This window comes from Pseudoalteromonas sp. NZS71_1, from assembly GCF_015864305.1.
GTDB classification, from domain to species: Bacteria; Pseudomonadota; Gammaproteobacteria; order Enterobacterales; family Alteromonadaceae; genus Pseudoalteromonas; species Pseudoalteromonas arctica.
On record NZ_JADYXM010000038.1, the window covers coordinates 1 to 666 of the forward strand.

The following is a 666-nucleotide window of genomic DNA, read 5'->3' on the forward strand; positions in this document are numbered from 1 at the left end:
ACTTACCTCTAATTGCTGGTTCTGCGCTTAAAGCGTTAGAAGGCGAGAAAGAGTGGGAAGATAAGATTGTTGAGCTTGCAAACGCACTTGATACTTACATCCCAGAGCCAGAGCGTGACATCGATAAGCCTTTCATCATGCCTATCGAAGACGTTTTCTCAATCCAGGGTCGTGGTACTGTTGTAACTGGTCGTGTTGAAGCTGGTATCATCCGCATCAATGACGAAGTAGAAATTGTTGGTATCAATGATACAACTCGTTCTACTTGTACTGGTCTTGAAGTGTTCCGTAAGCTTCTAGACGAAGGTCGTGCTGGCGAAAACATCGGCGCACTTCTACGTGGTACTAAACGTGAAGACGTTGAACGTGGTCAAGTACTAGCTAAGCCTGGTTCAATCAACCCACATACTACATTCACTTCAGAAGTATACGTACTTTCGAAAGATGAAGGTGGTCGTCATACTCCATTCTTCAAAGGTTACCGTCCACAGTTTTACTTCCGTACAACTGACGTAACAGGTGACGTACAGTTACCAGATGGCGTGGAAATGGTAATGCCTGGTGATAACATCAAGATGACAGTAACTCTAATCGCACCAATCGCGATGGATGAAGGTCTTCGTTTTGCTATCCGTGAAGGTGGTCGTACTGTAGGTGCTGGTGTTG

The 666-nt window shown here is 45.2% G+C and carries 1 protein-coding gene; it reads left to right on the forward strand.

All coding sequences use genetic code 11. From position 1 onward, the window contains the following. Positions 1-666 (forward strand): EF-Tu/IF-2/RF-3 family GTPase (locus tag I6F43_RS20350; protein ID WP_269435321.1); only part of this gene is annotated, 666 nt, incomplete at both ends.